We start from the raw sequence: 25824 nt of genomic DNA, 5'->3' as shown, positions 1-25824 counted from the left end.
GAATGATGAATACAGAGAAGAAACGACACCTCGAAATGGAGGTCATGGAGACGATCATCGGCATCTACTGCCGCGGACACCATCACGCGAATCGCAGTGCTGCATCTGAGAGCGAGCCCTCGCTCTGTCCCGACTGCCGCCGCCTCCTCACCTATGCCCGCAGCCGTATCACGGCATGCCCGCGCATGGATGTCAAGTCGTTCTGCTCTGCCTGTCCCGTCCACTGTTACAGCCGAGAAATGCGGGAGAAAATCCGTGAGGTGATGCGCTGGAGCGGACCTCGCATGCTCCTGCATCACCCGCTCATGACCCTGCATCACATGTGGATTGACTACCGTTCACGACGTCGCGAGAAAAAGGAGCAGCATCCATGAAAAAAATCCTGCTGATCGCCACGGGCGGCACCATTGCTTCGCGGGAAACGGAACACGGTCTGCGTCCCGCACTCTCCGCAGATGACCTGCGCGCTGCGATGGGCGTGAAAGACGCCGCCGTGGATACACTCGACCTCCTCGCCCTCGACTCGACCAACATCGCCCCGCCGCACTGGGAGCGGATCGCCCGGTGCGTTGCCGACTGTCGTCAGGCACACGACGGCATCATTATCTCACACGGCACAGATACCATGGCGTACACCGCCGCTGCCCTCTACTATATGCTCGAGCATATCGACCGCCCTGTCGTCCTCACGGGGGCGCAGCGGCCACTCGGCACGGCGGACTCGGATGCGGGGGCAAATCTGCGCCTCGCTGCACGCGCTGCGCTCAGCGGACATGCGGGCGTCATGATCGCGTTCGGCGGACGCATCATTCACGGCAACGCCGCAAAGAAAGTTCACTCCCTCGCCGACGATGCCTTCCGCAGCATCGGGCGTACAGAGATCGACCTCGATGCCGCGCCCGTCCCGCCATCTGCCCCCTTCTGTCTGCATGGGACACTGGAGCGGCGCGTCGCCGTCCTCCGTCTCTACCCGGGGATGTCCCCCGACGCCGTCACAACCTGCATCAAGGCGGGCTGCCGCGGCCTCATCATTGAGGGCTACGGCCTCGGCAGCGTCCCCACAGGGGATGCGGAGGCGAGCTTCCTCCCCGCCCTGCAGCTCGCGCGCGAGGCGGGCTGCACCGTCGTCCTCACAACGCAGTGCATTGAGGGCGGCGCGGACATCCGCCGCTATGAGGTCGGCGTGCGGGCGGCAGAGCTCGGCGCTCTCTCGGGCGGCACACTCCCCATCGAGGCACTCTATGCCCTGCTCCTGCAGCGTCTTGCCGAGAGTCCCGCGGGGACGCCGCTCACCTCTCTCGATGTAGCTGAGAAATAAAAAACGCTTACCCTAAAAAATTATTGAAAATTTTTCTCAAAATCCTATTGATTTTCTTTCTCATATGTGATATATTCTATACAAGCTTTCGTTGAGGAAACATCCTCGGATGTTTCCAAAGCTCTCCTAAAATATAATACACAGCAAAGATAGTCCACAGTGGAGTGTGGGCTATTTTTGTGTTATTTTTTAACAACAACTCTCCAAAAACAGAAATACTCTATTGACAGCCATGCTATAATAAATCAAAAGGTCAATATCGTGGATCACAGGGAGATGAACCTATGGCAAAAGAACATATCGAAAAGGATATTATCATCATCGGTGCCGGCATGGCGGGGCTGACTGCCGCGCTCTATGCGGGGCGCATGAATCTCAAGACGCTCGTGCTCGAGAACTCGCTCGTCGGCGGTCAGATCGCCACGGCGGCGGATATTGAGAACTTCCCGGGCTTCGAGCGCGTGAGCGGGATGGAACTGATCGGCACGCTCGAAAAGCAGGCGATGAATTTCGGTGCGGAGATCGACGAGTTCGACCGCATTGAGCGCGTTGATCTAAAGAGTACGCCGAAGATCGTGGAGACCGAGACGGGCGTCTACGAGACGCCCGTCATCATCATTGCCTCGGGCATGAACCGCCGCAAGCTCCCCCTATCGCAGGAGCCTCACTACTTCAATCGCGGCGTGCACTACTGCGAGCTGTGCGATGGGCACACGTATCAGGACAAGGTGATCTCCGTCATGGGCGGCGGCAACGCGGCGGTCGATGCAGCGAATTTCCTCACGAAGTACGCCAAGCACCTCTACCTCATCCACCGCTCCCAGCTGCGCGCGGATAAGTCCTCACAGGATGCGCTCTATGCCAATCCAAAGGTGACGGTCATGCTCGAGACGGAGATCACGCATCTGAATGGCGAGGATCGCCTCACGTCCGTCGATCTCCTGCACAAGGATACGGGCGCGAAGGAGACGCTGCCGGTCGATGCGATTTTCGTCAACATCGGCGTTATCCCGAACACGGAGCTCTTCAAGGGGCAGCTCGCCCTCACGGAGGCGGGCTACATCCCGGCGGGTGAGGACTGCCGCACGGAGATCCCGGGGGTCTTCGCTGCCGGCGATATCCGTGTCAAGGAGATTCACCAGCTGACGACCGCTGCCGCCGACGGCACAACCGCCGCTCTCCACGCGGAGAAGTATCTCGCGGGTTTGAAGAAGTAATGAAGGGAAGCGGCGGGTCTGTGCGCTGATAGGGGCGTTCAGAAGTAGCGCGCTATTTGATACAAGCAACAAGGAGGAATTCCCATGATTCAGGTTTTTTCATTCGATGCGTGCCCGTGGTGCGCGAAGGCAAAGAAGTATCTCGACAAGAAGGGCGTCGCCTACAAGGTGCGCGACATTGAAAAGGAGCCTGCCGCCTACGACGAGCTCGTGAAACTCACGGGCGAGGGTGCATGCCCTGTCATCCTCGCCGACAGCGGAGAGTACGTGCGCGGCTTTGACCAGCCCGCCATCGACAAGCTCATCGGAGCATAAGGAGGTTCCCATGGTAAAGGTCTACTCCATCACGGTCTGTCCATGGTGCACGAAGGTGAAACGCTACCTGAAATATCGTGGCATCCCCTACGAAGAGCACAACATCGAGCATGACCCCGCCGCCCTCGCGGAGTGCAGAGCGCTTTCAGGCGACACGATCGTCCCCGTGACGACGGCTGACGGCAAGGACTTTGCCGTCAGCTATGACCGCGAGAAACTGGACAAGATTCTCGGGATTACAGGATAAACAAGACAAGCAAAGACGACGGATGCAGGACATTGCATCCGTTTTTTATTTTTTCGCACTTGCCAAACGCTTCTAATAGGATTAAAATAAAAGTGCATTGATATTTCGTTGAAAGGGGAAAAGACCTCTGTCTTCCCGTCGTAAGGAGGTATTGCTATGACCGGATTACCGCTGATTTTCGCTTTTTGGCTGGCGATCGTCATCATGATCGTCATGATCTCAAAGCTGCGTATCCATCCGTTCATCTCCATCATGCTTGTCTCCCTGGGACTTGGACTTGCTGCCGGCATCCCGCTTGTCGATCACAAACTCGAAAACGGAACGGTGCAGCATGGTCTTGCCACCATCATCGGACAGGGCTTTTCGGGGACCTTCACAAGCATCGGCATCGTCATTATCCTTGGTGCGATGATCGGTACCGTGCTCGAAAAGACGGGCGGCGCATTGAAGCTCGCAGACATGATGATCCGCCTCGTCGGCAAGACAAAGCCTGTCATCGCCGTACAGCTCATGGGCTGGGTCGTCTCCATCCCCGTGTTCTGCGACTCGGGCTTTGTTATCCTGAGCCCCATCCGCAAAGCACTCGTCCGCCGCACGGCAGTCTCCGCCGTCGCCATGACATTTGCCCTGAGCTCGGGACTCTTTATCTCACACGTCTTTATCCCGCCGACCCCCGGCCCTATCGCTGCGGCAAGCACACTCGGCATCGGCGACTATCTCCTGCAGGTGATTGGGCTTGGTCTTCTCTGCTCGATCTTTCCGCTGATCGCAGGATACTTTTACGCGCGCTGGATTGGGACAAAAGTACAGTCGAAGGATGAGGTACAGCCTGACGAGGCAACAAAGAGCTACACCGCGCTCATCGCCTCCTACGGCAAACTCCCCTCCGGATTCAGCACACTTGCCCCGATCGTCGTCCCCATTGCGCTCATGGCGCTGTCTTCCATTGTCACTATGGCGGGCATGACCGGTCTCTCTGCCGAGGTAATCAGGTTCCTCGGTACGCCGATCATCGCCCTTGGCGTCGGCATGGTATTCGCAACGATGCAGCTCTTTTCCGTCGGACGGTCGGAGGAGTTCTACGCCATCTGCAATGACAGCCTCATGACCGTCGGCCCCATCCTCTTCATCACGGCGGCAGGCGGCGTGCTCGGCAAGGTAATTGCGACCTCCGACATGGTGAAATACATCTCGGCACACGCAGATGTGTTCGGCGGTCTGGGCATTTTCTTCCCATTCCTGCTCTCTGCGGTGCTCAAGACCGCGCAGGGCTCGTCCACCGTTGCCATGATTACGACGGCGGGCATCATTGCGCCGCTGCTCACGGTGCTCGGCTTTGATACGCCGCTGCAGGCGACGCTCGTCTGCATGGCGATCGGCGCAGGAGCAATGACCGTCTCTCATGCGAACGACTCGTACTTCTGGGTCGTCTCCGAGTTCAGCGGTCTCACTCCCGATCAGGGCTACCGCGTCCAGACGATGGGCACGCTCGTCCTCGGCATCGCCGCCATGGTCGAGATCGCCCTCCTGAGCATGGTGCTGCGCTGACGCATAGAGAGAAATATTTACGGAATCGCTGATAAAATGAGGTCTGCCAGATTGGCGTAGATTTTTTGTCCGATTGAGGCAGCAAACCGGACGCATAGCGAGGGCTATGTGGAGGATTTGCTAACGAAAAGCGGGCGAAAAAGATACGTCAAGATGGCTGTGCCGAATTTATCAGTGCTTCCCTAATAAAAAGGCTGCTGCACGAAGCTTCGAATTTCGTGCAGCAGTCCTTTTTTTGCCCCTTCCACCGCTTGCTGACCTGTCCAAGAAGCAAGCCCATAGGGCGCAGCTGATTGGGAAACAGGTCGTATGCGAAAACGTCCCAAGAACACGAGCGTTAGCGACGTGTGATTGGTTGACGTTGACCGCTCGCGGTCCCCCTTCCCCGTGATAACGGGGAAGGCTTAGGATAACGGTATATAAGCCTTACGTAGAGGCGTAACTGCAATACTCCTAAGCAAACCTTAGTGGAGCAAGCGGATATAGTGCGCGGTACGCCCCGACGGATTTCGCCCGTTCAAGCGAAGCGCGTTAAGAAATTCGTCGGTATTTAAGCGTACAAGCGCACGACCGCTTGCGAACGAGGTGTTTGCGTGGAGTGTGCAGTCCTAGCCCCCTTCACCGTCTCACTTCATCAGTGAGCCCTCATATTTCAGCGTGGCGAAGTAGTCGTCAATGGTCTGAGGACGGCGGATCAGCTCGATGCTGCCGTCCATGCGGCGCAGGAGCTCCGCGCAGTGGAGCTTTGCGTTGTAGTTGAATCCCATCGCACTGCCGTGCGCCCCCGTATCGTGGATGATGAGGATGTCGCCGATGTCGATCTTCGGCAGGGCGCGGTCAATGGCAAATTTGTCGTTGTTCTCGCAGAGCGATCCCGTCACATCATAGACGTGGTCGGCAGGTGCATTCTCCTTGCCGAGGATGGTGATGTGATGATAGGCGCCGTAGATCGCAGGGCGCATGAGGTTCGCCATGCAGGAGTCGAGTCCGATGTACTTCTTGTACGTGTCCTTCTCATGGAGCACGGTGGAGACGAGCCAGCCCGCATCACCCGTGATGCCGCGTGCACTCTCCGTACGGATGCCGACATCGCCGAGCCCGGCGGGGCGCATGATCTCATTGTAGAGCCTTTCGATGCCCGCACCGACGGCGTCATAGTCGATGCCGTCCTGCTCGGGGCGGTACGGGATGCCGAAGCCGCCGCCGAGGTTGACAAACTCAACGTGGATGCCGAGTTTTTCCTTCAGCTCCGCCGCCAGCTCGAACATGAGGCGCGCCGTGAGGAGGAATGCCTCCGTGCGCAGCTCGGCAGAGATCACCATCGTGTGCACGCCGAACCGCTTCACGCCCATCTCAAGGGCGCGCCGATAGCCCTCGAACATCTGCTCACGCGTGAGCCCGTATTTTGCCTCGACGGGCTTTCCGATAATATCGTTGCCCTCGACGAGGTTGCCGGGGTTGTAGCGGAAGCAGAGGAGGTTCGGCAGGCCGGCGTGCTCCGCCATATAGTCAAGGTGACTGAGGTCATCGAGGTTGATGACGGCACCGAGCTCGATCGCCTTCTGGAACTCCTCATACGGCGTATCGTTCGAGGTGAGCATGATCTCCTCGCCCTTGACGCCCGCTGCGGCAGAGATAATGAGTTCGGGGGTGCTGCTGCAGTCCGTGCCCGCGCCGTCCTCATGCAGAATCTGAACAATGCGCGGATTTGGCAGTGCTTTTACGGCAAAGTGCTCACGGAAGCTCGGCGCCCATGCGAATGTCTCGCGCAGACGGCGGAAGTTCGCACGGATCTTTGCCTCGTCGTAGAGATGAAACGGGGTCGGGTACCGCTCGATGAGACGCAGCGTCTCCTCCTTCGTGAGCGGAAATTTCTTCTCATTCATATTATTCTCCCTTGGTGTAAATCCCTCTTCCCCCATAGCTGTGAGAAAGATATATATATGAAGTTCCGTTATTATAGCAATGAAAAATCCTCTCTGTCAAATGTATCCCTTGACGAACGGCGTGCGCTCCCGTATAATGTGGACTATATTTTTCATAGGCATTATCTAAGGGGGTATATCCATGAGATTCGGAGGAAAAGCCTTGCGTCTTGCCGCTGCACTCGTCGGCACGGCTCTTCTTGGCTCGGCACTTGCCGGCTGCGGAGGAAATACGGCGAACTCGGACGAGATCCGCATCGGCGCAAACTTTGAAATGACCGGCAACACGGCGAACTACGGCACATCGACGCTCGAAGGGCTGAAGCTCGCGATCAAAGAAGCCAATGATGCCGGCGGCATCAATGGCAAAAAGATCACCCTCGTTGAGGCGGACAACAAGTCCGAAGCGGCAGAGTCCGTCAATGCAGCGACAAAGCTGATCTCCGACGATCATGTCCGCGCCATCGTAGGCCCTGCGACAACCGCAAACGTCATCGCCGAGTCACAGATTGCGGCGGACAACAAGATCCCCGTCATCGCCCCGGATGCAACGGCCGTGGACGTCACGGTCGAGAATGGTCAGGTGAAGCAGTGGATCTTCCGCAGCTGCTTCATCGACCCGCAGCAGGGCGATGTCATGGCGAAGTTTGCCCTCGATACACTGAAAGCAAAGACGGCGGTCATCTACCTCGACAATTCGACGGACTATTCCAAGAGCCTCGCACAGGTCTTTGAGAAGGTCTTCACCGCCGGCGGCGGCAAGGTGCTCATGACCGAGGCATTCCTGGGCAAGGATCAGGACTTCAAGGCGACGCTGACGCGTCTGCGCGAGGCGAATGCAGATGTGATCTTCGTCCCCGCCTACTATGAGGAAGTCGGCAAGATCGTCAAGCAGGCGCGTGAGATCGGCATCACAGCACCCATCATCGGCACGGACGGCTGGGATGATCCAAAGGTCGCCGCACTCGCAGGAGCGGATGCGCTGAACAACACGTACTTCAGCACACACTACTCCGACAAGGATGAGTCAGTGCGCCCCTTCATCGATGCCTATCAGAAGGAATACGGCCACATGCCGAACGTCTTTGCTGCCCTCGGCTATGACGCCGGCAAGCTGCTCGTTGATGCGCTGAAGCGTGCAGGCTCCGACGATCCCGAGGCGCTGCGCAAAGCCCTCGAGGAGACAAAGGACCTCATCGTCGGCACGGGCACGATCACGATGGATGCAAACCACAACCCGATCAAGCAGGCAGTCATCCTCGAGAATAAGGATGGCGACCGCGCGGTGGTCGCAAAGATCATGCCGAGCGCAAACTAATCTGCACAGAAACGTTCAAAGAGCCGCATCCTGCGGCTCTTTTCATCATCTCAGGGAGGTTTTTCTATGGAGGTACTGCAACAGATTCTGCAGCAGCTCATCAACGGGATTTCGCTCGGCAGCATCTACGCGCTGATCGCTCTCGGCTATACGATGATCTACGGCATCATCAAGCTCATCAACTTCGCCCATGGCGATATCTACATGGTCGGGGCATACCTCGGCTTCTACGCGATCACGCTCGGGATCCCCGTTGTGCCGGCGATTCTCATCTCCATGGCGGTCACGTCCCTGCTCGGTGTCGTGGTGGAGCGGCTGGCCTACCGTCCGCTGCGCCACGCGCCGCGCATTTCCGTGCTCATCACGGCAATCGGCGTGTCTTTCCTCCTCGAGTACGTGATGATGGCGATTGTCTCACCGACGCCGCGCACGTTCCCCGCCACACTCAGCGACGTGTCGTTTGACCTCGGCGGGCTCATCATCAGCGGCCAGCAGATGCTCATCATGGGCGTCACCCTCCTGCTGATGCTCATCCTCACCTACATCGTCCGCTCGACAAAGATCGGCAAGGCGATGCGTGCCGCCTCCTACGATACGGAAGCGGCACAGCTCATGGGGATCAATGCGAACCGCATCATCTCGATCACGTTTGCCATTGGCTCGGCGCTCGCCGCTGTTGCAGGCGTACTCATCGGCATCTACTACAACTCGATCGATCCGCTCATGGGCATCATGCCCGGCATCAAGGCGTTCGTCGCGGCGGTGTTCGGCGGCATCGGCATCCTGCCGGGCGCCGTCGTCGGCGGCATCGTTCTCGGCATTGTCGAGGCGTTTATCTCGGGGCTCGGCTTCTCCATGTTCCGCGATGCAGCGGCTTTCGCCATCCTGATTCTCGTCCTGCTCATACGCCCTGCGGGCATCTTCGGCAAGAATGTTAAGGAAAAGGTCTAAGGAGGGGTGACGATGAATCCATCAACGAAAAATGATCTCAAAATGCTCGTCTTTGCCCTCATCATTTACGCCGTCATCATGGGACTGACGAGTGCGGGGATGCTGAACGCCTTCTGGCAGCTCAATCTCATCTTCGCGGGCATCAACATCATCCTTGCGGCGAGCCTCAACCTCATCAACGGCTACACGGGACAGTTTTCCCTTGGGCACGCGGGCTTTATGGCGATCGGTGCCTATGTCGGCGTCGTGCTCACAACGAATTTCCACCTGCCCTTTGCGGCGGCACTCCTCGCGGGCGGCGCTGCGGCAGGACTGCTCGGCGCTCTGATCGGTCTGCCGACGCTGCGTCTGCGCGGCGACTATCTCGCCATCGCGACCCTGGGACTTGGCGAGATCGTCCGCATCATCATCATCAACGTTCCCTATGTCGGCGGTGCGGCAGGATTCAAGGGCATCCCGCACCTCACGAACTTCACATGGGTGTTCTTCCTCATGCTGGCCACGCTTTGCATCATCAAGAACTTTGTAAACTCCCGCCACGGCCGTGCCTGCCTCGCCATCCGTGAGAACGAGATCGCGGCGGAGTCCATGGGCATCAACACGACGAAATACAAGGTGCTTGCCTTTACCATCGGCGCATTCTTTGCGGGCGTGGCGGGCTGCCTTTTCGGGCACAACATGTACATCCTCAGCCCCGCATCCTTTACCTTCATGCAGTCGTTCAATATCCTCATCATGGTCGTCATGGGCGGTCTCGGCTCGATGACGGGATCGATCGCGGGCGCACTTGTCGTGACCTTCCTCTCGGCGGCTCTCGCGAGCTTCCCGAATGCGCGCATGATCATCTATGCGCTCGCGCTCATCCTGCTCATGTTCTACCGTCCGCAGGGCCTCTTCGGCTACGTTGAGGTCACGGCGATGCAGCCGCTGCGCCGCTTCTTTCGGAAGGGAGGAGAAGCATAATGGCAAAAAACCTGCTCTCAGCAACGGATGTCTCCATGGTCTTCGGCGGACTCAAAGCGGTCGCCGACTTTAACATGCACATCAAATACGGTGAGCTGATCGGACTCATCGGACCGAACGGCGCCGGCAAGACCACTGCGTTCAATCTCCTTACGGGCGTCTACCATCCCACGACAGGCGAAATCCTATTCAAGGACAAGAGTATCGTCGGACTCTCTCCCTACCAGATCACGGCACGCGGCATCGCCCGCACGTTCCAGAACATCCGCCTCTTTGGCGAGCTCTCCGTCCTCGACAACGTCAAGATCGCCTATCACTGCCACATGAACTACGGTCTCATCGAGGCGATACTGCGCGTCGGACGCTATCGCACGGAGGAGGATAAACTCACAGAGGAGGCACATCGTCTGCTCGAGATCTTCCATCTCGACGGCATGGCGCAGGAGAAGGCGAAGAACCTCCCCTACGGAGCACAGCGCCGTCTCGAGATCGCGCGTGCCCTCGCGGCACAGCCGTCCCTCCTGCTCCTCGACGAACCGGCGGCAGGCATGAACCCGCAGGAAACGATCGAACTCATGGAGATGATCCGCTGGGTGAAGAAGGAGTTCGGCATCACGATTCTCCTGATCGAGCACGATATGTCACTTGTCATGGGCATCTGCGAGCGCATCTACGTGCTCGAGTACGGTGCAATTATCGCAAACGGCACGCCGGACGAGATTCGGAAAAACCCCGAGGTCATTCGCGCGTATCTGGGGTCGGAGGAATAATCATGGCAAACGAAGCAACACAGCCGCAGAACGGCACCCCCATGCTCCGCATCGCGGATCTCAACGTCTACTACGGTGCAATCCACGCACTGAAGGGCATCTCGCTTGAGGTGCATCAGGGGGAGATCGTCACCCTCATCGGTGCAAACGGTGCGGGCAAGTCCACGACGCTGCGCACGATCTCGGGGCTGATCGCTCCGAAGAGCGGCGCTGTCGACTTTGAGGGTCAGGGCATCGCGGGGCTCGGCGCCCACGACATCGTACGCCGCGGCATCTCACAGGTGCCCGAGGGGCGGCGCATCTTTGCCGATATGACCGTCCTCGAGAATCTCGAGCTCGGTGCCTTCATCCGCAATGACAAGGACGGCATCGCGAGCGACATGGAGATGGTCTTTACGCGTTTTCCGCGTCTGAAGGAGCGCATCTCCCAGCAGGCGGGCACGCTCTCGGGCGGTGAGCAGCAGATGCTCGCCATGGGACGCGCACTCATGAGCCGTCCGCGTCTCCTGCTCCTCGATGAGCCGTCGATGGGGCTTGCGCCGCTCCTCATCAAGGAAATCTTCTCCATCATCGTTGACATCAACAAGGCGGGCACAACCATCCTGCTCGTCGAGCAGAACGCCAATATGGCGCTCTCCATCGCAAACCGTGCCTACGTTCTCGAGACGGGACGCATCACGCTCTCGGGCGGCGCAAAGGATCTCGCGGCGAGCGAGGAGGTACGCAAGGCCTATCTGGGCGGATAAGAAAAGAAGGAAAACACGCCCTAAAGCGCGAATATTACAGTAATATACAAATTCATCCCTGCAAGGAGGAGCATTATGTTTGTTGCCAACTGCATGACCAAGAACCCCATCACCATTGCCCCCGATGTGGGGATCGACGAGGCGGCAAAGATCATGGACAAGGGGCATTTCCGCCGCCTGCCTGTCGTCGAGCACGGAAAGCTCGTCGGCTTCTTCACAAACCGCGACCTCCTGCGTGCCTCGCCTTCGGCAGCAACCACGCTCGACCGCTTTGAGCTGCGCACCCTGCTCTCGAAGATCAAGGTCGCCGACGTCATGCAGAAGAACGTCATCACCGTGACCGACACAACGACGATCGAGGAAGCGGCGCTCATCATGGCGCGCGAAAAGATCGGCGGCATGCCCGTCCTCTCCGAGATCGGCAAAGTCGTCGGCATCATCTCCTCCACGGATATCTTCCGCGCCTTCGTCACCATCATGGGACTCGACAGCGGCAAGACGCGCCTGACCATCGCGGTCACCGACCGCAAGGGCGTCCTCCGCGACATTGCCACCATACTCGCCGATCTTGACATCAGTATCGACAGCATGGTCACCATCCCCCAGCCGAGCGGCACCTACGACATCATCATCCGCGCCGACATACCGGATGTGGAGACAGTCAGGGAGCGTCTCGCGGCAAAGGGCTTCAACGTCAGCCACGTCACACAGATCGGGTGACCTTCTCTGCAGCAAAGGCCTGCCATTCGGAATACGCTTCCGAATGGCAGGCCTTTTTGTCACTCGATCACATGTCCATCTGTCCCAATCAAGATGAGCTGTGCACCCGGAATCTCCGAGAGGAGGCTGCGCCCACGCTCCGCGCCCATGACGAAGATTGCCGTCGAGAGCATATCCGAGAGCTGTCCCTCATGCCCTGCCCACGCGGTCCCCGCCATCGCATTCTGCGGCAGAATGACGGTGACGGACGCGAGTCCCGTCTCTGCGGGATAGCCCGTGCGCGGGTTGACGAGATGGTGATACCGCCGCCCCTCGCAGAGGAAATACCGCTCATCGTCGCCCGATGTGGAGAGCATGGCATCCGAGAGCTGCGCCGCCGCAGCGAGATCGCTGCGGCTTTCCCCGCGCGGATTGCGGATGCCGATATGCCACGGCTCCCCCTCCGCATTCACGCCGCACGCGAGAATCGAGCTGCTGCCGAGATCGGCAAGAGCATTCACTGCGCCGCCTGCCGCCCAGCTGCGCGCGATGCCGTCGAGTGCCAGCCCCTTGATGAGTGCGCCGCGGTCGATCTTCATCCCCGCGCGCAGAAGCCGCACCTCCGTGTGATCTCCATCATCAGCGGCACGCTTTCGCAGCTCAAGCGCATGCCAATCGACATGTGCGCGCGCCGCGGCGACCTCCTCCGCCGTCGGCGGATACTGCGCGGCACGCGCCGCATCCCACAGCTCCGTCAGCGTGCCCGAAGTGATATCAAACGCGCCGTCCGACTGGCGCGCCATCTCCTGCGCAAGGGCAAGCGTCTCATAGAGCCCGGACGGCACCTCCGTCCATTCCCCCGTTCCTGCCGCCGCCTCCACACGGGCGAGCACCGCACCGTCCGCATCCTCCTCCGTCGCCGTGAGCACCGCCATCCCGTCCCGCAGCGCCGCCTGCGACGTGATCTCATCCGCACGCACGGTCAAACGTGCCACCGTCCCCATCACGATCCGCGTCTCCTCCGCCGTCACATCCCCCCCGCACCCGCCGAGGAAGAGTGCCATGCCGAGCAGAAGAACAAGGGGCGACTTGAACAACCGGAAAAACTTTTGTATCATATATAGGATTCCTTTCTTCAGCGGCGATATCGTATGATCATCCTTCTGCACCAATATATCGAAGCAAGAGAGCACCATGTTCCTAAGTGAACCTTAGCAGAGCAAGTGCCTCTGTGCAGCATGCAGAAACAGCAGACGATATTCACGCCGCAGTTCAATCCTCCGAGGTGACCCATGCCATCCAGATTTCATGAAATTCTCCGTTTCCTCCTCGTCGGGGGCGGCTGCTTTCTGCTCGACTACGGACTGCTCTACATCCTCACAGAGTATGCAGGGCTCTACTATCTCCTCTCGTCGGGGATCTCCTTCAGCATCTCCGTCTTTGTCAACTATCGTCTCTGCCTCATCTACGTCTTTCATGGCGCATCCGCCGAAACGCACCGCGCGAAAATCCTCTTCTTCGGTTCGAGCATCGCAGGACTTGCCCTCAACCAGCTCCTCATGTGGGTGCTCGTCGACGGACTCAGCGTCTACTACATGCTCGCCAAGATCATTGCCGCCGGCATCGTCACCGTGTGGAACTACGTCCTCAAGCGCCGTGCCCTGCGCAGCTAAGGAAGTACTGATATCTTGGGAAGCACTGATAAATTCGGCACGACCATCTTAGGGAAGTACTGATAAACTCAGCACCGCCGTCTTAGTACATCTTTTTCGCCCTGTCTGTGTCGACAAATCCTCCACATAGCCTCTGCTATGCGTCCGGTTTGTCTCCTTGACAGGACAAAAAATCTGCACCAATTCGACGGACTTTATTTTATCAGTACTTCCCAGCGCATCTTTTTCGCCCGCTTATCGCCCGCGATCCTCCACATAGCCCTCGCTATGCGTCCGGTTTGCTGCCTCAATCGGACAAAAAATCTACGCCAATCTGGCATACCTCATTTTATCAGCGATTCCCTTGTATTCTAACAACATCCCGCGCGCTGCGCAAGCACGGGAATGCCGGCATACTGTCAGTTCTGATGCAGCAGCACACACGCAGCCTCCGTTCACAGCACGCCCACCGCCGCATAGCCCCTCCCCTGCTCTGTCAGGGGAGCTTTTTTATGCCATTTTAGCCCTTATGCTCCGCAATATTCAGTAAAGTACTTCTTTTATCCAAAAAGAAGGAGTTCTTTCTCCAAGAACGAAATAGGAATCTATTATAGGATTTATTTATAATTGAAATAGATTCTATGTATCATTAGGAGGGAAAAGCAATGGCAATGGAAATCTCACGCCGCACCTTTATCAAGGGAACAGCAGCGGCGGGCGTTGTCCTCATGTCCGGTGCCTATCTCGGCTGCGGGGGAAAGAACATCCCGGAGCAGGTACGGCGCGGCGACGTGACCTATGACGTGCTCGTCATCGGCAGCGGCGGTGCAGGGATGCGTGCAGGACTCGCGGCAGCTCAGAACAAGGATCTGAAAGTCGCTGTCCTGACGAAGCTCGTCCCGACGCGCTCGGCATCGACGATGGCGCAGGGCGGCATGAACGGCGTGACGGGCGTCACCGACCCTAATGACAGTATCGAGTCGCACACATTCGACACGATCAAGGGCGGCGACTATCTATGTGATCAGGACGCAGTCGAGTATTTCGCGGAGAACGCGGGCAAAACCATCTTCGAGATGGACTACATGGGCTATCCGTACAACCGTCAGAAGGATGGTCACTTCCATCAGCGCAAGATGGGCGGCTCATCCTATCCGCGTGCAGCATACTTCGAGGATCGTGCGGGACACGCCATGGTGCACGCACTCTTCGAACAGTGCCTTGCACACAATATTGATTTCATCTCCGAGTGCCAGATGCTCGAGATCAGCATGACGGACGCCGGCAAACTCGCGGGCATTGTCGCGATGGATATGCGCTCGGGCGACCTCATCGGCATTCCCGCAAAAACGATCATCATTGCCACAGGCGGCTACGGCCGTGCCTACTGGGTGCGTACCTCCAATCCGTATAGCTCGACGGGCGACGGCATCGTCGCAGGCATGAACGTCGGGATCCCGTTCAAGGATCCCGAAATGGTGCAGTTCCATCCGACAGGTCTCTCCGTCAACGGCGTTCTGCTCTCCGAGTCCAGCCGCTCCGAGGGCGCACAGCTCTTCAACAAGAACGGCGAACGCTTCATGTCGAAATATGCCCCGGAGAAGATGGAGCTCGCGACGCGCGACATTGTCGCACGCGCCATCGCCACGGAGATCGAGCAGGGACGCGGCATCGGCGAGGGGCTGACTGCCGGCGTCTACCTCGACTTTACAAAGATCCCGCCCGAGCGCATCCACGAACGCCTCGGGCAGGTCTACGGCCTCGCAAAGCGTTTTGCGGGCGTTGATATTACGAAGGAGCCTGTCCTCATCAGCCCGACCTGCCACTACTCCATGGGAGGCCTTGAGATGGCCGACTACAAGACGGGCGCGACGCGCATCCCCGGCATCTTTACGGCGGGCGAGTGCAGCTGCGTCTCCGTCCACGGTGCGAACCGCCTTGGGGCAAACAGTCTCTCCGAGGTGCTCGTCTTTGGCAAGACGGCAGGCGAGGGTGCCGCCGCTTACGCCAAGGAACACAGCTACGAGGGCACACAGGATCAGCTCGCTGCAGCGTGCACGAAGTGGAAGGATCACTTTGACAAGGTGACCGCACGTCCGCACACGACGAACCGCACGGTTCCCGAGATCCGCGATGCCATGGTCAACACGATGTGGTACAAGGCGGGCGTGTTCCGTGACGGTGCGCAGCTCGAAGCAGCATCGAAGGAACTGCGTGCGCTTGAAGAGGACTACAAGAACTGCTATGTCGGCGACAGCTCCCATGTCTACAACACAGCATTCGAGCAGTATGTCGAGCTCGGCAATCTCCTGCAGATCTCCCATGCCATCGTGCAGGGCGCGGCGGCACGCAAGGAGAGCCGCGGCGGACACTCGCGCCGCGATTTCCCGAAGCGCGACGATGTGAACTTCCTCAAGCATACGCTGATCTACAAGCAGCCCGACGGGAAGTACACGGCGGAGTACAAGGACGTCGTCATCACGAAGTATCCGCCAAAGGAAAGGAAGTATTGACATGGACGCAACACTCAAAATCCATCGCTATGTCGAGGGCAAATCGTGGGTGGACACGTTCACCGTGCCGCGCTCCACAGGACTTACTGTTCTCGGCGCACTGACCTACATCAAGGAGCAGCAGGATCCGACGCTCTCCTTCACCTGCTCCTGCCGTTCGAGCATCTGCGGCGCATGTGCCGTGCGCGTCAACGGCAACGCCGAGCTCTCCTGCGAAGTGCTGATTGACGACCTCACGGCACGCTATCAGAGCGACGAGCTCACGATCGAGCCGCTCGGCAACTTCCGCGTGATCCGCGACCTCATCGTCGACTGGGATCCAAAATACGCGCGCCTCAAAAAGGTAAAACCCTCCCTCCATCCGAAGGACGAGTTCACGGCGGAAACGGGCTGTCTCCAGTCCCCCGAGGACTTCAACAAGTACAAAAAATACGCAGGCTGCATTCTCTGCGGATCCTGCGTCTCCGAGTGCAACAAGAACACACTGAATCAGGACGACTTCCTCGATCCCTTTGCCTTCGTCAAGGCGGAGAAGCTCGTCGCCGACTCGCGCAGCAAAAGCCCCGAGGAGCATCTGAAGGCCGTCATCGAGGCCGGGCTGTGGCGCTGCTTCAACTGTCAGGAGTGCACGGCAAAATGTCCGAAGGGGCTCGACCCCGCCGGTGCCATCGAGAAGCTGAAGGCAGAGACCTTTAAGCATCACCTCGACGACAACGTCGGTGCACGCCACGCAAAGGCGATCTACGATGACATCCAGACCTCCGGCACGCTTGATGAGTCGAAGCTCAACATCAAATCCGAGGGATACCTCATGTCGAGCCTGCGCCTGCCGATGGCACTGCGCCTCATGAACGTCGGCAAGATGGATCCGCTCGCCAAGCATCCCGTCAATCCCGAGATCAAGACCATCGACGCCATTGTCAAGGCGGCGGAGAACGCCGATAAGGAGGACGCATAATGAAATACGCACTATTCCCGGGCTGCGTCCTCGACGGCGCGGCAGCCGAGGCATATACCTCGCTCAAGAAGGTCTGCGAAAAGCTCGGCATTGAGATCGAAGAAATCCCGAACTGGACGTGCTGCGGCGCATCCCACGGGCAGGGCGTGAACGACCTCGCCATGCTCGCCATAAACGCACGCAACATCTCCATCGCAGAGAATATGGGACTCCCCATCCTCACTGTCTGCAATACCTGCACGCTGCAGCTGCGCACGGCAAAATACCGACTCGACCATGAGCCGGGGCTGAAGGACAAGGTGAACGCCATCCTGGAGGAAGCAGGTCATCCGTACGCATATCAGGGGACGAGCGACATCACGCATTTCCTCTGGGTCCTCGATGAGCATCCCGAGGTGCTCGACGGAAAGATCACGGACGCACTGCAGGGGACAAAGGTCGCCTGCTACTACGGCTGCCACATTCTGCGCCCGAAACCGCAGATGCACTATGAGGAAGGCGACTATCCCGAGTCCTTCGAGCGTCTCGTACGCCGTCTCGGGGGGGAGCCGGTCTGGTTCGATGCGGGGCGCAAGTGCTGCGGCTTTCACGCACAGTTCACCGCCGAGCACGACGTGCTGACCGTCACGGGACAGATCGCCGCAAGTGCGGCACACGCAGATGCCGATCTCATCGCCACCCCATGCCCGCTCTGCCAGATGCAGCTCGATATGTACGGACCCGAGGGACGCGACGCGGTCCGCGGTGAGACCGACATGCCCATCCTCCACCTGCAGCAGCTCGTCGGGCTCGCACTCGGCATGACACAGGAAGAGATCGGTTTCAATCGCCACGTCTTCGGACGCGATAAGCTGAAAGTCGGTGCGTAAAGCATCTTCTTTCGATTAGTAAACAGAATGGTTTTTTTCGAATAAGAATTCCCCCGATCAGACACGTCCTACTGCGATATCAACATTGTATACAGGACAATGGAAATCATCGTGATCGGGGGATTTTTCTTGTTATTCCCATATAATCATAATTTAATACTACGAAATACAGGAATTTGTTTATTATAATAGAATATAAATAACGATTTCACTCCTATAAATTTAATTCAATAGATAAAATTGTCTTGCTATTTTGTCTGTTTTGCGTTACACTGAACGCAAAGGATGGACGCTACATTGAATCGCAGATATATGAGCGTTTCTATTTTCATCTGCGTAAAGGGAGTGAATATCATGTTTCTGGAGGAGCGTCAAGAGCTCATCGTCCGCATGGTGGAGCGTGACGGCAAGGTTAAGGTCAAGGAGCTCAGCGCCAAATTCAAAGTCACCGAGGACTGCATCCGCAAGGATCTCGGGTCACTGGAGCGGCAAGGACGCCTCAAGCGCACCTACGGTGGTGCTGTGAAACTGACCCAAAGCGTTCACATGATCGAGGTAAGCCGTCATCGTCACATGGATGTCGAGGCAAAGCGGCGCATCGCGCAGGCAGCTGTCTCTCTCATCCATGACAAGGATATGGTCTTCCTCGACGTGTCCACGAGCAACCTTGCCATTGCAGAACTGCTCATGAAGAGCGACCGTGATTTGACCGTTGTCACGAACATGGTCGATGTGCTCGGCGTCCTGGCACGCAATCCCCGCATCGAGCTGATCTTTGCCGGCGGGCAGATCAACCGCGGACGTGACGGATTCTGGGGCGGTATGACGCAGGACTTCATCGGAAAGCTGAAGCCCGATATTGCCTTTGTCGGCGCCGTCGGCGTCAACGTTAAGGCAAACAGTGTCTCCACCTACGACATCGACGACGGACTCAACAAGGCAACCATTATCGCACGCAGCAAGCGTTCCTACGTACTCGCGGAGGCGCGCAAGCTCGCTGCGGACGGCAACTATGACTATGCACCGCTCAATTCCCTGTCGGGGCTCGTCACGGATACGGAACCACCATCCGACATTCGTGCCGCTGCCGCAGACCTGGGGGTTGATGTCGTACTTCCGTAACATCTCTCATTGATCGGACAGAACCGAGACGGGCTTGCCGTCTCGGTTTTCTTGTGCGAAAATATAGGAAACACTGATAAAATGAGGTCTGCCAGATTGGCGTAGATTTTTTCGTCCGAACGAGGTGGAAAACCGGACGCAGAGTGGTGCTCTGTGGAGGATTTTCCGCCGAAGTGCGGGCAAAAAAGATGCGTCAAGATGGTTGTACCGAATTTATCAGTGCTTCCTATAGTTACGGTGCGTGCTCCTCGCAAACACTTCGCTGCACAGGCGGTCGTACACTTATCTGCCTAAATACCTGCGGATTCCTAAACGCGCTTCGCTTGAACGGCAGAAATCCGCAGGGGGCAAAACGTGTGCTTTTCCCGCCTGCTCCACTAAGGTTTGCTGCAGAGCACTGCACGGTGCAGGGTGAATAACCTCGATGAAAGGTTGGGGAAAACCGTAAACATACAAGGGGAAACGATTGATTGATTTACTGAAACACTGTACGCTCTGCCCGCGGCGCTGCGGCGTCGACCGCACGGCAGGCAGGCGCGGGTTCTGCGGCGCAGGGCGGCTGGCGTGCGTCGCGCGCACGATGCTGCACACATGGGAGGAGCCATGTCTTGTGGGAGCGCACGGCGCAGGGGCGGTGTTCTTCGCCCACTGCACACTCCGCTGTGTCTACTGTCAGAACTACGAGATCAGCCACGAGGGACACGGCAGAGAGATGACGGAGGAGGAGCTTGCGGCGGCGTTTCTCACGCTGCAGGCGCAGGGCGCCGCAACCCTCGATCTCGTGACGCCGACGCACTACACGCCGCAGATTCTCACCGCACTCGCGCGTGCACGATCAGAAGGGCTGACCCTCCCTGTCGTCTGGAACACGGGCGGCTATGAGACGGAGGAGAATATCGCACGCCTCGCGGGAGTGGTGGATATCTACCTGCCCGATCTCAAGTACAACGCGGAGGAGAGCGGACGGCTCTACTCTGCTGCTCCCGATTACGCAGCAGCCGCATTTGTCGCGCTCCGTGCCATGGTCGAGCAGGTCGGCGCACTGCAGTTTGCCGCGGACGGACGGCTCCTGCGCGGCGTCCTCGTCCGTCATCTCGTCCTGCCGGGACACCGTCACGAGAGCATCGCCCTCGTACGGCGTCTCTGGAAGGCGTTCGGTGAGTGCATACAGCTCAGTCTCATGCGGCAGTATACCCCGCTCTATCGCGCGGCGGAGTTCCCGCCGCTCCACCGTCGGCTCACGACCTTCGAGTACGAGTCCGTCGTCGATGCCGCACGTGATCTTGGCATGACGCAGGTCTACGTGCAGGGTGCGGAGGCGGTCGGCACAGAGTACGTACCCGACTTTAGATAATGGATTCTTGTGCCCCTACCCCTGTGATCTCTCCCCCTCCCCGTGACCACGGGGGAGGCTTTCGTTTAGGGAATCACTGATTCCCCCTCACCGCAGGCCGCGTACCATCGCCTTGCGGAGGAGGTCGACGGGGAGCATCGTTGCGGCGAGGAGGAAGGCGAGCACCCAGCCGCCTGCATGGATGGGCGTGCAGCTGAACATTGCACCGATCCACGCGCCGACCTCATGCGGGAAAAGCGGTGCATTGATGATGGCCGCCATGATGAGGACGATGCCGCCCCAAACCCGCAGAAATCCCGGATTTGCCCCGAGATCGCGGAAGATGCCGAAGCCGCTCGACCGCACATTGAACCCGTTCATCAGCGAGGCCAGCACGAACAGCAGGAAGTACGCCGTGTACTGCTCCGACTGCCCCGCAAAGCATGCGGCAAAAACTGGCTGTGTGAGGAAGGCAAAGCTGAGCAGCACCAGCCACGTCCCCATCCAGAGAATCTGTGCTGCCATCGCGGGGCTGATGATGCTCGCGTCGCGGCGGCGCGGCTTCTCGTGCATATAGCTCTCATGGGCGGGCTCGTTGCCGAGCATGATCGCCCCGAGACTGTCCATGACGAGGTTGATGAAGAGCAGATGCGTCACGCGCAGCGGCTCCATGATGCCGAAGAACGGCGCGAGTGCGCTGACGACAACGGCGGCAATGTTGATGACGAGCTGAAAGCGGCAGAACTTCAGGATGTTGTTGTAGATCGTGCGTCCATAGAGGATCGCGTCCTTGATTGAGCGGAAATTATCGTCGAGGATAACGATGTCGCCCGCATCCCGCGCCGCCTCCGTGCCGCTCCCCATCGCAAAGCCGACATCGGCGCGCCGCAGGGCAGGCGAGTCATTGACCCCGTCTCCCGTCATGCCGACGACGAGATTCATCTGCTGTGCGAGGCGCACGATGCGCGACTTGTCTGTCGGCAGGGCACGCGCAATCACGCGCAGCTGCGGCAGGACGCGCTGCACGGCAGTATCGTCCATCTGCGCGAGGTCGCTGCTCGTCAAAACGAGCTCCCCGTCCGCACGCAGGAGGCCTGCATCACGTGCGATCGCGACCGCTGTCTCGCGGCGGTCGCCCGTCACCATGACGACCTGGATGCCCGCCGCCTGCACCTCGGCGATCGCCGCACGCGCCTCGGGGCGTACATCGTCGCGAATCGCGGCAAAGCCGATGAGCACGGTGTCCGCATTCACCTCATTCGTGCAGAATGCCGATGCAGAATACCCGAACGCAAGGACGCGCATGGCGCGCGCGGCGTAGGCGTTGATCGTCTCCGTCAGGGCGCCGGCATCGTAGGGTACGACATTTCCCGCCGCATTGAGTGCATACTGTGCGCGGGCAAGGAGCACCTCGGGGGCGCCCTTATAGACGACAACGCCGCGCGCGGGCAGCTCTGCCTGGCTGAATTTATTCACCGAGTTGAACGTCTGCCGCTGCCCCGTACGCGCGTTTTCATCCGCCTGCAGAGCACGATAGTATTTTTTCCCCAATGCATACATAACCGCCTGATCGGTCGGATTCCCGCCGACGACAGTCCCGCTCTCATCGTACATGGAGGCAGTGTTTCTGCCGATGGCAAGCCGCAGCTGCTCCGCGAGCGCCGTCTCTCCCGCGAGGAGATCTGCGCCGTACACCGCACCGTCTGCCGTAAAAAACTCGACCACCGAGAGCCGCCCGCCCGTGATCGTCCCCGTCTTGTCGCTGAAGAGGATGTTCAGCGCACCCGCCGTCTCGATGCCGACGGCACGGCGCACGAGCACGCCGCGCGAGAGCATGCGGCTCGTATTCTGCATCAGGACGATGGAGATCATGAGCGGCAGCCCCTCGGGCACGGCACAGACGATGATGAGGATGGCGAGCGAGACCGCCTCAATCACGTCCACGAGGATCTGTCCCCAGCCGAGGAGGACATACGACTCGATGCCGCCCGCACGCAGGGCGAAGAACATCATGTAGAGCGCGACGATCACGATGCCCGAGATATAGCCGAACGCCGAGATCTGATCGGCGAGCTTGGCGAGCTTGACCTGCAGCGGAGACGCGGGCTCACGCCCCTGCATCTCCGACGCCATCTGCCCCATCACGGTCGCCGTGCCGACACGGCATACCTTCAGTACGCCCTCGCCGTCAAAGACGACGCTCCCGCGAAAGAGCGTCGTGCCATCGACAAAGGTATCCCCCGTCGTCTTCTCCGGAAATGCGGCAGCTGCATCGGCGCACTTATGACACTCCTCCGTTTCGCCGTTCAGCGCCGCGTTGCTCACGCGCAGATCACCGACAATAAGCACGCCGTCGGCGGGGATCTTGTCGCCCCCCTGCAGGATGACGAGATCGCCCGCCACGATCTCATCCACGGGCAGGACATGGAGTCCGCCGTCGCGGCGCAGTTTTGCCCTGTCCTTTGCCGTACGCGCGCGCAGCGCATGGTATTCGCTGTCGCTCGTCAGGCTCGTTCGCGCGGTCACCGTCGCCACAATGAGCACTGTGACAATCGTACCGACCGGTTCATAGATCTCCGCATAGCCGACGAAGTACATCGCGACCATGAGTGCGACCATCACGAGCAGGATGCGGATCATCGGGTCGCGGAAGGTCTCCAAAAACGCCTGCCCGAAGGTCAGCCGCGCCGGCTCCGGCAGAACATTCGCCCCATGGATACGGCGCGAGGCCTCCGCCTCCGCCGTTGTCAGTCCTCTATGCGTCAACGCTGTTCTCCTCCCCGATGCAGCGCCGCCTCACAGCGGCAAACGATCATCTGCACACGGCGCGTACGAAATACACGATAAGGTACGCACTGAGTACAAGTGCCAGACCCTCGCCTGCCCATCCACCGTAAATCGGCGCGATGAAGATCACAAGGCTCACCAATGCGATGCGTGCGGGCTCCTCCCACGACGCATTGGAGCGTTTCTCAACGGCGATCTCAGCGGCCGCCGCGATGCACCTCTGCCAGCGCGTCAGCCAGAGCACAATGCCCGTGACAATCATCGCCGCCGTCATGAGGATCAGCAGCCCCCAGAAAATCTTTACGGCAAAGAGCTCATGATTGTGGATGTGGATGTTCAAGAAGAACGGCGCCGCCTTCATCCATGCCGGCACGGGGACGGTAAGCGGCGTGCCGCCGCCCGCCGGAAGATAGGTCTGCTCGCCCAGCACAAAGTCCGTCGCGCGCACAGGCGGGTCGGCGGTCTGAAAGACGTAGAAGGGATATGATGCCGTCGGCAGCTGCATGGAGATCACATCCCGCGCGGGACTGCTCTCCTCTGCGAGTGCCAGTGCATCTGCGGGACGGAGCGTCTCCGCCTGCTGCTCCTGCGCGGCAAAATGCTCCATCGCCGCAATATGCGCCGTGCGGTGATAGTCCCGCATCCCGACCGAGTAGAGGACGATCACAATCCCGCTCACGCACATGACCGTCGCCCATGTTCCTGCGAAGATCGACGTGATCTTGTGCCAGTCCGACCAAAACACGCGGCTGGTCCTGCGCCGGTGTGTACCGAACGCCATGCTCTTCATCATCGGCAGATAGAGATAAATGCCCGTCACAATGGAGACGACCGAGAGGGCGCACATCAGAGCGAGAAAGTCACGCCCGCCCTCCTCCAGCCCCATGCGGACATGAAGGATGTGCATCGTGTGCATAAAGGTCTGTACACCCTCGGAGCGATAAATGCGTTCCTTGCGGTCAAATGCCGTATGCGTACGCACATCGTACATGATCTGCTCGCCGCCCATGCGCATGTGGGAACGCCCTGCCGCGCCGCCGCGCTCCACGACGCGGAAATAGAGCGTCCCATCCGTATCGTCCGGCGTCACTGCCAGGATATCCTTCGTCGGATACGCCGCACGCACCGCCGCCTCTCCTTCGGGCAGTGCCTGCCAGAGCTCCGCCATCGGCATGGGTTCCCCGCTCTGCGGCATATTCACCGTGTTCCAGGCATTGATCTCCCCGCGAAAGAGCAGCGGCAGCCCCGTCAGCGTCAGCAGCAGCAAAAAGAGCGCACAGATCAGACTTACCCACTGGTGAACAACATAGATTCTTCGCATCGTTTCCTCCTATCCCAATGGCTGCATTATAGCACATCTGCCGAAAAGGGACAGCAAAAAAGACGGCCGCAGCCGTCCTTTTCCTCAGAATCCGATCGCGCGATCAGCCCTCTTCGACCTCGATCAGCGCATACTTTCCATCGTGACGCCCATAGACAATGTTGACCTCCTCCGACTCCGCGTTGCGGAACACGAAGAAATGATGGTTGAGGAGATTCATCTGCATGATCGCCTCCTGCACATCCATCGGCTGGAGCGTGAAACGCTTCGTCTTGACAACGGGGTAGAGCTCATCCTCCTCCGGAATCGGCTGGGCAAACGTCTCGACCGCCTCTGCCTTGAACCCGCCCTGACGGAAACGCCGCGCAAGCTTCGTTTTCTGTTTGCGAATCTGACGCTCAAGCTTCTCGATGACCAGATCAATGGAGCTGTACATATCCTCTGAATGCTCCTCGCCGCGCAGCAGGATACCGCGTGCGACGGGGGCAGTCACTTCCACCTTGTGATGCTTCCCTTCCACAGAGAGCAGAACCGCAATCTCACCGACATTATCGAAGTACTTCGTGATCTTGCCGACGCGCTTTTCCACATAGTCGCGCAGGGCGGGGGTAACCTCGACATTCTTTCCTCGAATCGTGAATGCAGCCATGAAACACAGCCCCTTTCTATCTACGGGAGCAGGAACTCCCTCTTTTACCTGTTTAGTTCGACATAAAGGAGAAAATACCTGCAAAAAAATCACGCTCACTTTGTTAAATTCAGATTTTTCCCAGGATTTTTCTCATCCATCGTCAAAGGAAAAAGCCCGCTGTGTAAGCCGGGCTTTTCAGATTTTTTGTCTTATTCCTTTTTGACCACATTGTCCGCCTGCGGACCGCGTGCACCCTCGACAATGTCGAACTCCACTTCCTGTCCTTCGCTCAGCGTCTTATATCCCTCACCCTGAATCGAAGAAAAGTGGACGAACACATCATCGCCATCCTCGCGGGAGATAAATCCATATCCCTTGTCCGCACTAAACCATTTTACTTTTCCCGTCATGTCGGCTCTCCTTTCCATGATAGAATCATCGTGCAAAAAAGGCAGAATCCTTCCCCATTTACACATAACCTGTCTTTATTATAAAAGCCGCCGAAACATCTGTCAATCATTATCCAAAGTCACAGCGAAGAGCAATTATTCATACTCTTTGACATGCCGCAGATGCATAATCAAAATAGCTGCTGTCTTTCCCTGTGAAAAACAACAGCTT

26 protein-coding genes are annotated in these 25824 nt (G+C 58.5%); 19 read left to right on the top strand and 7 right to left on the bottom strand.

The features are described from left to right. Positions 1-5: 5 nt before the first annotated feature. From AXE86_RS07445 to AXE86_RS13335, 7 genes are all read left to right on the top strand, one after another. Positions 6-374 carry a nitrous oxide-stimulated promoter family protein gene (locus tag AXE86_RS07445; protein WP_061946017.1) on the top strand — a complete coding sequence of 123 codons (369 nt, stop codon included), beginning with the start codon at positions 6-8 and terminating at the stop codon, positions 372-374. Beyond that, complete coding sequence (locus AXE86_RS07440; protein ID WP_061946015.1) at positions 371-1318, top strand: asparaginase; 948 nt, start codon at positions 371-373, stop codon at positions 1316-1318. The genes AXE86_RS07445 and AXE86_RS07440 overlap by 4 nt, the downstream gene beginning before the upstream one ends. Positions 1319-1602: 284 nt before the next feature. Further along, a complete protein-coding gene (locus AXE86_RS07435; RefSeq protein ID WP_061946013.1) occupies positions 1603-2535 on the top strand; it encodes an NAD(P)/FAD-dependent oxidoreductase in 933 nt (310 codons plus the stop codon). 84 nt (positions 2536-2619) lie between these two features. Next, entirely contained in the window at positions 2620-2850 is a 231-nt protein-coding gene (locus AXE86_RS07430; RefSeq protein WP_061946011.1) for a glutaredoxin family protein, read from the top strand. A 10-nt stretch (positions 2851-2860) separates the two neighbouring features. Beyond that, on the top strand, positions 2861-3097 hold the full coding sequence (locus AXE86_RS07425; RefSeq protein ID WP_061946009.1) for a glutaredoxin family protein: 237 nt from the start codon (positions 2861-2863) through the stop codon (positions 3095-3097). A 156-nt stretch (positions 3098-3253) separates the two neighbouring features. Further along, positions 3254-4645 (top strand): GntP family permease, encoded by a 1392-nt coding sequence (locus AXE86_RS07420; RefSeq protein ID WP_061946007.1) that lies wholly within the window; start codon positions 3254-3256, stop codon positions 4643-4645. Positions 4646-4705: 60 nt separating this feature from the next. Next, positions 4706-4831, top strand: coding sequence for a secretion protein HlyD (locus tag AXE86_RS13335; protein WP_071884733.1), 126 nt, complete (start codon positions 4706-4708; stop codon positions 4829-4831). 440 nt (positions 4832-5271) lie between these two features. Here the strand turns inward: AXE86_RS13335 and AXE86_RS07415 are convergent, their stop codons facing one another. After that, on the bottom strand, positions 5272-6531 hold the full coding sequence (locus tag AXE86_RS07415; protein ID WP_050341723.1) for a diaminopimelate decarboxylase family protein: 1260 nt from the start codon (positions 6529-6531) through the stop codon (positions 5272-5274). Positions 6532-6712: 181 nt separating this feature from the next. Here AXE86_RS07415 and AXE86_RS07410 point away from each other — a divergent pair, with 181 nt between their 5' ends. The 6 genes from AXE86_RS07410 to AXE86_RS07385 all read left to right on the top strand — a co-directional run bounded on the left by AXE86_RS07410 (position 6713) and on the right by AXE86_RS07385 (position 12038). Then, positions 6713-7888 carry an ABC transporter substrate-binding protein gene (locus AXE86_RS07410; protein WP_061946005.1) on the top strand — a complete coding sequence of 392 codons (1176 nt, stop codon included), beginning with the start codon at positions 6713-6715 and terminating at the stop codon, positions 7886-7888. A 66-nt stretch (positions 7889-7954) separates the two neighbouring features. Beyond that, on the top strand, positions 7955-8839 hold the full coding sequence (locus AXE86_RS07405) for a branched-chain amino acid ABC transporter permease (RefSeq protein ID WP_006690285.1): 885 nt from the start codon (positions 7955-7957) through the stop codon (positions 8837-8839). 12 nt (positions 8840-8851) lie between these two features. Continuing rightward, a complete protein-coding gene (locus tag AXE86_RS07400) occupies positions 8852-9802 on the top strand; it encodes a branched-chain amino acid ABC transporter permease (RefSeq protein WP_009753776.1) in 951 nt (316 codons plus the stop codon). Beyond that, positions 9802-10572, top strand: coding sequence for an ABC transporter ATP-binding protein (locus AXE86_RS07395; protein WP_006690287.1), 771 nt, complete (start codon positions 9802-9804; stop codon positions 10570-10572). Before AXE86_RS07400 ends, AXE86_RS07395 begins: the two co-directional genes overlap by 1 nt. 2 nt (positions 10573-10574) lie before the next feature. After that, a complete protein-coding gene (locus AXE86_RS07390; protein ID WP_061946003.1) occupies positions 10575-11318 on the top strand; it encodes an ABC transporter ATP-binding protein in 744 nt (247 codons plus the stop codon). 75 nt (positions 11319-11393) lie between these two features. Next, positions 11394-12038: a CBS domain-containing protein gene (locus tag AXE86_RS07385; RefSeq protein WP_009753773.1), complete on the top strand. Its 645-nt coding sequence runs from the start codon at positions 11394-11396 to the stop codon at positions 12036-12038. A gap of 59 nt (positions 12039-12097) precedes the next feature. Here AXE86_RS07385 and AXE86_RS07380 read toward each other — a convergent pair whose 3' ends face one another. Further along, positions 12098-13135, bottom strand: a complete 1038-nt coding sequence (locus tag AXE86_RS07380) for an FAD:protein FMN transferase (protein ID WP_061946968.1) — start codon at positions 13133-13135, stop codon at positions 12098-12100. 174 nt (positions 13136-13309) lie between these two features. Here AXE86_RS07380 and AXE86_RS07375 point away from each other — a divergent pair, with 174 nt between their 5' ends. Then, positions 13310-13690, top strand: a complete 381-nt coding sequence (locus AXE86_RS07375; RefSeq protein WP_061946001.1) for a GtrA family protein — start codon at positions 13310-13312, stop codon at positions 13688-13690. A gap of 48 nt (positions 13691-13738) precedes the next feature. On the opposite strand, the gene AXE86_RS13330 is transcribed toward AXE86_RS07375, so the two are convergent. Then, positions 13739-13888 (bottom strand): secretion protein HlyD, encoded by a 150-nt coding sequence (locus AXE86_RS13330; protein WP_071884711.1) that lies wholly within the window; start codon positions 13886-13888, stop codon positions 13739-13741. Positions 13889-14334: 446 nt separating this feature from the next. On the opposite strand from AXE86_RS13330, the gene AXE86_RS07370 reads away from it, so the two are divergent. The 5 genes from AXE86_RS07370 (at position 14335) to AXE86_RS07350 (ending at position 20485) form a co-directional block, all read left to right on the top strand. Continuing rightward, positions 14335-16182 carry an FAD-binding protein gene (locus tag AXE86_RS07370; RefSeq protein ID WP_050341736.1) on the top strand — a complete coding sequence of 616 codons (1848 nt, stop codon included), beginning with the start codon at positions 14335-14337 and terminating at the stop codon, positions 16180-16182. A 1-nt stretch (position 16183) separates the two neighbouring features. Further along, positions 16184-17140 carry a succinate dehydrogenase/fumarate reductase iron-sulfur subunit gene (locus AXE86_RS07365; protein ID WP_061945999.1) on the top strand — a complete coding sequence of 319 codons (957 nt, stop codon included), beginning with the start codon at positions 16184-16186 and terminating at the stop codon, positions 17138-17140. After that, positions 17140-18009 (top strand): CoB--CoM heterodisulfide reductase iron-sulfur subunit B family protein, encoded by an 870-nt coding sequence (locus tag AXE86_RS07360; protein WP_006690294.1) that lies wholly within the window; start codon positions 17140-17142, stop codon positions 18007-18009. The genes AXE86_RS07365 and AXE86_RS07360 overlap by 1 nt, the downstream gene beginning before the upstream one ends. A gap of 354 nt (positions 18010-18363) precedes the next feature. Then, positions 18364-19131, top strand: a complete 768-nt coding sequence (locus AXE86_RS07355; protein ID WP_040572524.1) for a DeoR/GlpR family DNA-binding transcription regulator — start codon at positions 18364-18366, stop codon at positions 19129-19131. A gap of 466 nt (positions 19132-19597) precedes the next feature. After that, positions 19598-20485, top strand: a complete 888-nt coding sequence (locus tag AXE86_RS07350; protein ID WP_061945997.1) for a radical SAM protein — start codon at positions 19598-19600, stop codon at positions 20483-20485. Positions 20486-20572: 87 nt separating this feature from the next. On the opposite strand, the gene AXE86_RS07345 is transcribed toward AXE86_RS07350, so the two are convergent. The 4 genes from AXE86_RS07345 to AXE86_RS07330 all read right to left on the bottom strand — a co-directional run bounded on the left by AXE86_RS07345 (position 20573) and on the right by AXE86_RS07330 (position 25613). Beyond that, positions 20573-23230 carry a cation-translocating P-type ATPase gene (locus AXE86_RS07345; RefSeq protein WP_061945995.1) on the bottom strand — a complete coding sequence of 886 codons (2658 nt, stop codon included), beginning with the start codon at positions 23228-23230 and terminating at the stop codon, positions 20573-20575. Positions 23231-23276: 46 nt separating this feature from the next. Then, on the bottom strand, positions 23277-24572 hold the full coding sequence (locus AXE86_RS07340) for a PepSY-associated TM helix domain-containing protein (protein ID WP_061945993.1): 1296 nt from the start codon (positions 24570-24572) through the stop codon (positions 23277-23279). Positions 24573-24675: 103 nt separating this feature from the next. After that, positions 24676-25221, bottom strand: coding sequence for a ribosome hibernation-promoting factor, HPF/YfiA family (gene hpf / locus AXE86_RS07335; RefSeq protein ID WP_006690299.1), 546 nt, complete (start codon positions 25219-25221; stop codon positions 24676-24678). A 191-nt stretch (positions 25222-25412) separates the two neighbouring features. Further along, positions 25413-25613: a cold shock domain-containing protein gene (locus tag AXE86_RS07330; RefSeq protein ID WP_006304954.1), complete on the bottom strand. Its 201-nt coding sequence runs from the start codon at positions 25611-25613 to the stop codon at positions 25413-25415. Between the last annotated feature and the right edge of the window lie 211 nt (positions 25614-25824).

Origin of the sequence: Selenomonas sp. oral taxon 136, from assembly GCF_001554015.1 — a bacterium.
GTDB lineage: Bacteria > Bacillota > Negativicutes > Selenomonadales > Selenomonadaceae > Centipeda > Centipeda felix.
This window is presented reverse-complemented; position numbering and strand designations above follow the sequence as displayed.

What these genes read in the sequence shown, in the direction of transcription:
- AXE86_RS07425 (WP_061946009.1), top strand. Translation starts at nt 2,861, where the DNA reads ATGGTAAAGGTCTACTCCATCACGGTCTGTCCATGGTGCACGAAGGTG.
- AXE86_RS07410 (WP_061946005.1), top strand. Translation starts at nt 6,713, where the DNA reads ATGAGATTCGGAGGAAAAGCCTTGCGTCTTGCCGCTGCACTCGTCGGC.
- AXE86_RS07340 (WP_061945993.1), bottom strand. Translation starts at nt 24,572, where the DNA reads ATGCGAAGAATCTATGTTGTTCACCAGTGGGTAAGTCTGATCTGTGCG.
- AXE86_RS07390 (WP_061946003.1), top strand. Translation starts at nt 10,575, where the DNA reads ATGGCAAACGAAGCAACACAGCCGCAGAACGGCACCCCCATGCTCCGC.
- AXE86_RS07395 (WP_006690287.1), top strand. Translation starts at nt 9,802, where the DNA reads ATGGCAAAAAACCTGCTCTCAGCAACGGATGTCTCCATGGTCTTCGGC.
- AXE86_RS07330 (WP_006304954.1), bottom strand. Translation starts at nt 25,613, where the DNA reads ATGACGGGAAAAGTAAAATGGTTTAGTGCGGACAAGGGATATGGATTT.
- AXE86_RS07435 (WP_061946013.1), top strand. Translation starts at nt 1,603, where the DNA reads ATGGCAAAAGAACATATCGAAAAGGATATTATCATCATCGGTGCCGGC.
- AXE86_RS07430 (WP_061946011.1), top strand. Translation starts at nt 2,620, where the DNA reads ATGATTCAGGTTTTTTCATTCGATGCGTGCCCGTGGTGCGCGAAGGCA.
- AXE86_RS07375 (WP_061946001.1), top strand. Translation starts at nt 13,310, where the DNA reads ATGCCATCCAGATTTCATGAAATTCTCCGTTTCCTCCTCGTCGGGGGC.
- hpf (WP_006690299.1), bottom strand. Translation starts at nt 25,221, where the DNA reads ATGGCTGCATTCACGATTCGAGGAAAGAATGTCGAGGTTACCCCCGCC.
- AXE86_RS07385 (WP_009753773.1), top strand. Translation starts at nt 11,394, where the DNA reads ATGTTTGTTGCCAACTGCATGACCAAGAACCCCATCACCATTGCCCCC.
- AXE86_RS07360 (WP_006690294.1), top strand. Translation starts at nt 17,140, where the DNA reads ATGAAATACGCACTATTCCCGGGCTGCGTCCTCGACGGCGCGGCAGCC.
- AXE86_RS07405 (WP_006690285.1), top strand. Translation starts at nt 7,955, where the DNA reads ATGGAGGTACTGCAACAGATTCTGCAGCAGCTCATCAACGGGATTTCG.
- AXE86_RS07440 (WP_061946015.1), top strand. Translation starts at nt 371, where the DNA reads ATGAAAAAAATCCTGCTGATCGCCACGGGCGGCACCATTGCTTCGCGG.
- AXE86_RS07365 (WP_061945999.1), top strand. Translation starts at nt 16,184, where the DNA reads ATGGACGCAACACTCAAAATCCATCGCTATGTCGAGGGCAAATCGTGG.
- AXE86_RS07355 (WP_040572524.1), top strand. Translation starts at nt 18,364, where the DNA reads ATGTTTCTGGAGGAGCGTCAAGAGCTCATCGTCCGCATGGTGGAGCGT.
- AXE86_RS07400 (WP_009753776.1), top strand. Translation starts at nt 8,852, where the DNA reads ATGAATCCATCAACGAAAAATGATCTCAAAATGCTCGTCTTTGCCCTC.
- AXE86_RS07380 (WP_061946968.1), bottom strand. Translation starts at nt 13,135, where the DNA reads ATGATACAAAAGTTTTTCCGGTTGTTCAAGTCGCCCCTTGTTCTTCTG.
- AXE86_RS07420 (WP_061946007.1), top strand. Translation starts at nt 3,254, where the DNA reads ATGACCGGATTACCGCTGATTTTCGCTTTTTGGCTGGCGATCGTCATC.
- AXE86_RS07370 (WP_050341736.1), top strand. Translation starts at nt 14,335, where the DNA reads ATGGCAATGGAAATCTCACGCCGCACCTTTATCAAGGGAACAGCAGCG.
- AXE86_RS07415 (WP_050341723.1), bottom strand. Translation starts at nt 6,531, where the DNA reads ATGAATGAGAAGAAATTTCCGCTCACGAAGGAGGAGACGCTGCGTCTC.
- AXE86_RS07445 (WP_061946017.1), top strand. Translation starts at nt 6, where the DNA reads ATGAATACAGAGAAGAAACGACACCTCGAAATGGAGGTCATGGAGACG.